Genomic DNA, 5000 nt, shown 5'->3' on the forward strand with positions numbered 1-5000 from the left:
CGAGATTTAACCACACAGCGTTTACGTCGAGGGGTATTCAAAAGTGTTCCAGAGCTTGTGGAGGCAATAGAGGAATATATCGAAAAACATAACGAGAAGCCCAAGCCGTTTATATGGACAGCCAAGGCTAATGACATACTGGAGAAGGTAGTTCGAGCTAATTGCCGCTTAAGCAGCAAAAAGAACGGCGCACTACACTAGGTTCAGTGCTTTGTGGCTTATAGAATCCGTTTTTGCCTTCGATTGTTGGCATCACCATCTCCTTGGCTACTTGAGTCGTATTTCAAGTATAGCTATTTGGCCGTAGTGGTATTGTGTTGGAAAGGTGATGAAAATGGGGTTGTGAGGTCGTAGAGAGGCTCTTAACAATAGAGGGCTTGGTAGCCAGCTGGCCACCAAGCTAACAGGAGGGAATCAGCAGATACGATCAGCCTTATAGTAAGCTTCACCAGTATCGATGCCCACGTCAAACTCAGTCTGACCCGTACGGCTGGAGGTATTTAGCTCTTCACGGGACGCAGCGGTTTCCTTTGGCAGCAAATGGTCAACAGCGGCTTTCTCTTCCAGCAGCTCTTGTTCGGTTTTCTTCATCATTGCCTGACCATATTCATTAATATGCAGGTTCTGAATGATCTGGTAGCTGCCGAACTCGCACACTACCGGGAAGGAGTAGTAGATACCTTTGGCAACGCCGTAGCTGCCATCGGAAATAATACCCATGGAAACAATGCGGCTATCGCTGCCCAGAGCCCAGTCATGCATATGGTCGAGAGCAGCCTGTGCAGCAGAAGCAGCACTGGAGAGGCCACGCCATTCGATGATTTCAGCACCGCGCTTTTGAATGCGTGGCGTGTATTCTTCCTTGTACCACTTCTCATCGATCATATCGATGGCTGCTTCATCGCCCAGCACCTGAGCGTGGTGCAGATCAGGATACATGGTTGGTGAGTGGTTACCCCACACGCAAACGCCTTCGATATCGGAAGGGTTAACGCCCAGTTTGTTACCCAGGATGCCTTGAGCACGGTTGTGATCCAGACGGGTCATGGCGCAGAACTGGGAAGGTGCCAGGTTTGGTGCGTTGCGAGAAAGAATCAGGCAGTTAGTGTTGGCAGGGTTACCCACAACCAGCGCTTTAACGTCGCGGTTAGCTACTTCGTTCAGTGCCTTGCCCTGTTCAGCAAAGATAACGGCGTTGGCTTCCAGCAGGTCAGCACGTTCCATACCTTTGGAACGAGGACGTGCACCAACCAGCATGGCGTAATGAATACCACGGAAGCCATCGAATGGGTTGTCGTGCAGGCTGATGCCGTGAACCAGTGGGAAGGCGCAGTCTTCCAGTTCCATGGCAACGCCGCGGAGTTTGTCCATGGCCTGCGGAATTTCAACCAGCTGCAGAATAACCGGTTGATCAGCCCCCAGCATTTCACCGGCAGCAATTTTGAACAGCAGAGAATAGCTGATGTTGCCAGCGGCGCCGGTAATGGCAATACGTACGGGTTGTTTCATGGGGAACTGCTCCTTTTGATCAGGTTCGTTCTTAGTTCAGGTATGCGTCCAAACTGCCATGAGCCGTTCTTTCTTGTGTGAAGGGGCGACCCACAGCATTTTGGAAAAAGATAGCTTTGTGGATCTTACAGGGTTCAGACGCACCATTTATTTGATAAAGATCAGCCGCGCCAAGATTACTGATAACGTTTCGGTAAGTCCATATGTGAGCCTGTGTTTATTGTTGTTTTTTAATCGGCTGTCATCCTTGACCAGAGGCTGAAGGTCAATTGTCCTGCGGTTTTCACCTTTTCCTGCTGCCAGTTGTCAGGAACGGGCATTGGGGTCAGCTCCTTTTCGACTTCTATATAGAGGCAGCTATTCTCGTGAAGGTAACCATTGCGCTCCAGTAGTTCGCAGGCAGGCTGGAGCAAGTCCATACGAAACGGCGGGTCAAGAAAGATCAGGTCATAAGGTTGATCCGCAGGGCGAGTTAGCCAAATGAGACTGTCGGTTTCGATCACCTGCGCCTTGCTGGTTTTTAAGGTCGCCAGATTACGCTTCAGCATGTTGGCGGCCACCGGGCTTTTTTCCAGAATGGTTGCTGACGCTGCGCCACGGGATAACGCTTCAAACGACAATGCACCGGTACCGCTGAACACATCCAGCACTTTGGCTCCGGGAGTAATCATGCTCAACCAGTTAAAAACCGTTTCCCGCACACGATCTGATGTCGGGCGTAACCCGGGAGCATCTGCCACTGGCAGCTTACGGCTACGCCATTCTCCCGCAATAACCCGCAGCTGACCTGTACCAGTGTGTGATTGAGAGCCAGATGGTCTAGCTTTTATGATCTTGCGAGGCATTAACGGGCTCCAGCGAGCGTGTGAAGTTGGTCGGGGATTGTACCTCTGAGGCATCTGCTGAAACCAGATAGGCCAGAAATATAATGGCAATGCCCCCGATGGTCAGGAGTAACAGTCGTCGGGAGTGAATAGGTTCGTTGTTGTCCATGTTCTAACTACTAGTTGTCCATGTTCTAACTACTAAATAGAGAAGTTCATTTCGTGAAAAACTGAATTAAGATAGGATAAACAATTTTCAGCCCTGCATGGCAGAATGTCAGCAAAGTTAACCTATTTGTTATCCATACTGTCCTCAGGCAACTCCCACCAAGGTTATTGAAGTAGTCTATGTTCGGTTCGCGCAAAGACGATGAAAAGAAGGCCAAGCGCAGCTTTTGGCCATGGGGCAAACGTGCCCAGGAAGACACCGCTGAAGAACAGGTTGAGCAACAAGCTGAACCGGTTGAAGATGCGTCAGTAGTTGAAGCGGCTGTTGTTGAAACACCGGTTTCAGAAACGGCTACCCATTCAGAGTCGTCAGTGGTGGCTCCAGTTCAGGAAACCGTGAGTGTTGAACCTGACACTGTTAAGCCAGAGCCAGAAGCTCAACCTGTTCAGCAGGTCGCAGACGTTCCGACGCCAGCGCCGAAACCAGAAACCAAAACAGAAAGTACCAGCTTCTTTTCCCGCATGCGTCAGGGTTTGAATAAAACCCGAAGTGTTCTGGTAGAAGGCGTTGCTGAACTCTTTATTGGTAAAAAAGAGATCGATGACGATCTGCTGGATGAACTGGAAACCCAGTTGCTGGTGGCAGATGTCGGTGTCGAAGCCACCACCGAGATCATCGAAAAACTCACCCAAAAGGTGAAGTATAAAGAGCTGGACGATGCCGAAGCGTTAATGAACGCATTGCAGGTAGAGTTGGCTGAAGTGCTCACACCCGCAGATGAACCGCTGGTGATTCCAAAGCAGGATGCTCCTTTCGTGATTCTGGTGGTGGGTGTGAATGGTGTGGGTAAAACCACCACCATTGGTAAACTTGCTCGCAAATTCCAGTCCGAAGGCCGCAAGGTGATGCTGGCAGCCGGTGATACTTTTCGTGCGGCGGCGGTTGAGCAGTTGCAGGTTTGGGGTGAGCGCAATCAAATTCCGGTGGTTGCCCAGCACACGGGTGCAGACAGCGCCTCGGTTATCTACGATGCGTTTGCCGCAGCGAAAGCCCGTAATGTTGATGTGCTGATTGCAGACACCGCCGGTCGTCTCCACAACAAAGATCACCTGATGGAAGAACTTAAAAAAGTGAAACGGGTGATGGGTAAGTTGGACCCAACCGCGCCTCACGAGATTCTTCTTGTTCTGGATGCAGGCACTGGCCAAAACGCCCTGAGTCAGGCGAAGGTTTTCCATGAAGCGGTTGGCTTGACCGGCATGGCGCTGACCAAGTTGGATGGCACCGCAAAAGGTGGTGTGATCTTCGCATTATCTAAACAGATGAAGCTGCCTATTCGTTTTCTGGGTGTGGGTGAGCAGATTGATGATTTGCGTCCATTCTCTGCCCCGGAATTTGTTAAAGCGCTCTTTACCCGAGAGAGCTGAGTTTACCCAAGAAAGCTAAATGGTCGACAGGCGATGATCAAGACAGGGAACGCTGAATGATTCGTTTTGATGGTGTTAGTAAACGTTATCCCGGAGGGCATGCAGGCCTCGAAAACGTCAGCTTTCATTTAAAGCGGGGCGAAATAGCGTTTCTGACCGGCCATTCCGGTGCGGGTAAAAGTACCTTGATGAAACTGGTCATGCTGCTTGAGCGATCCAGCGCAGGACAGGTCTGGGTGGGAGGCCATAATCTTCGGACATTGAAGAACAGTCGTATTCCGTATCTTCGTCGTAACATCGGGGTGGTTTTTCAGGATCACCAGCTCCTGTTTGATCGTACGGTGTTTGATAATGTCGCGTTGCCGCTGCTGATTGCCGGATACTCACCGGAAGATTGTGCCGGGCGAGTTCGAGCCTCTCTTGATATGGTTGGCCTGTTAAATAAAGAGAAACTTTATCCAGTGGCTCTCTCCGGTGGCGAGCAACAACGGGTGGGTTTGGCTCGGGCAGTGGTGAATCGTCCTTCATTAATTCTTGCGGACGAGCCTACCGGTAATTTAGATCCGCAGTTATCCACAGAAATCATGAAGCTCTTTGAAAGCTTCAATCAGGTTGGCGTCACCGTGTTGATTGCCAGTCACGATCTGGCACTGGTAGCGCGGATGCGTCATCGAATACTCACCCTTGAGCAGGGTTGTCTGGTGTCAGACCAGGAGGTTCAGTGAGTTTGTTTAAAAAAGCTGAACAGAAAAGAGTGAATAGCCGGGAGCCCAGAAAGACAGAAGCGCCGGTTACTCAGGATACTCAACGCCGGGGCGCTAAACGCCAGCAAGTCGCTACCTTAACCATGAGCACTTTGGTCAGCCTGCATAAACAGGTGGGTAAAGAAGCGTTCTTGCGATTGATGAAAACACCAGTGTCCAGCTTACTGAACTGTTTGCTCATTGCCGTCGCGTTTGCCTTGCCGGCATTACTTTATGTGTTGGTCGCTAATATTCAGCAGCTGGGCTCCGCTTGGGACGGTCAGCCGAGAATTTCCGTTTACCTCAATCAAAATTCCAGCCAGAAAAC

At 50.6% G+C, this 5000-nt stretch carries 5 protein-coding genes and 1 pseudogene (1 of these 6 running past the window's edge); 4 read left to right on the top strand and 2 right to left on the bottom strand.

The genetic code is table 11. The features are described 5' to 3' along the window. Positions 1 to 201, top strand: a pseudogene (locus AKL11_RS25900) (hypothetical protein); the annotation flags it as partial. 213 nt (positions 202 to 414) lie between these two features. Here AKL11_RS25900 and AKL11_RS09535 read toward each other — a convergent pair. Beyond that, positions 415 to 1509 carry a malate dehydrogenase gene (locus tag AKL11_RS09535; RefSeq protein ID WP_067516774.1) on the bottom strand — a complete coding sequence of 365 codons (1095 nt, stop codon included), beginning with the start codon at positions 1507 to 1509 and terminating at the stop codon, positions 415 to 417. Positions 1510 to 1739: 230 nt separating this feature from the next. Then, entirely contained in the window at positions 1740 to 2354 is a 615-nt protein-coding gene (rsmD, locus tag AKL11_RS09540) for a 16S rRNA (guanine(966)-N(2))-methyltransferase RsmD (protein ID WP_067516776.1), read from the bottom strand. Between the two features lie 327 nt (positions 2355 to 2681). On the opposite strand from rsmD, the gene ftsY reads away from it, so the two are divergent. The 3 genes in view from ftsY to ftsX are tightly spaced (at most 56 nt apart) and all read left to right on the top strand, a layout consistent with a single transcriptional unit that may run on beyond the window. Further along, positions 2682 to 3929 carry a signal recognition particle-docking protein FtsY gene (gene ftsY, locus AKL11_RS09545; protein WP_067516778.1) on the top strand — a complete coding sequence of 416 codons (1248 nt, stop codon included), beginning with the start codon at positions 2682 to 2684 and terminating at the stop codon, positions 3927 to 3929. A 56-nt stretch (positions 3930 to 3985) separates the two neighbouring features. Continuing rightward, complete coding sequence (ftsE, locus tag AKL11_RS09550; RefSeq protein WP_067516780.1) at positions 3986 to 4654, top strand: cell division ATP-binding protein FtsE; 669 nt, start codon at positions 3986 to 3988, stop codon at positions 4652 to 4654. Continuing rightward, positions 4651 to 5000: the 5' portion of a permease-like cell division protein FtsX gene (ftsX, locus tag AKL11_RS09555; protein ID WP_067516782.1), read on the top strand. It continues 688 nt past the right edge of the window; only the first 350 of its 1038 coding nucleotides appear in the window; it begins with the start codon at positions 4651 to 4653; its stop codon lies off the right edge, out of view. The genes ftsE and ftsX overlap by 4 nt, the downstream gene beginning before the upstream one ends.

It is taken from the genome of Endozoicomonas ascidiicola, from assembly GCF_001646945.1.
Lineage (GTDB): Bacteria > Pseudomonadota > Gammaproteobacteria > Pseudomonadales > Endozoicomonadaceae > Endozoicomonas > Endozoicomonas ascidiicola.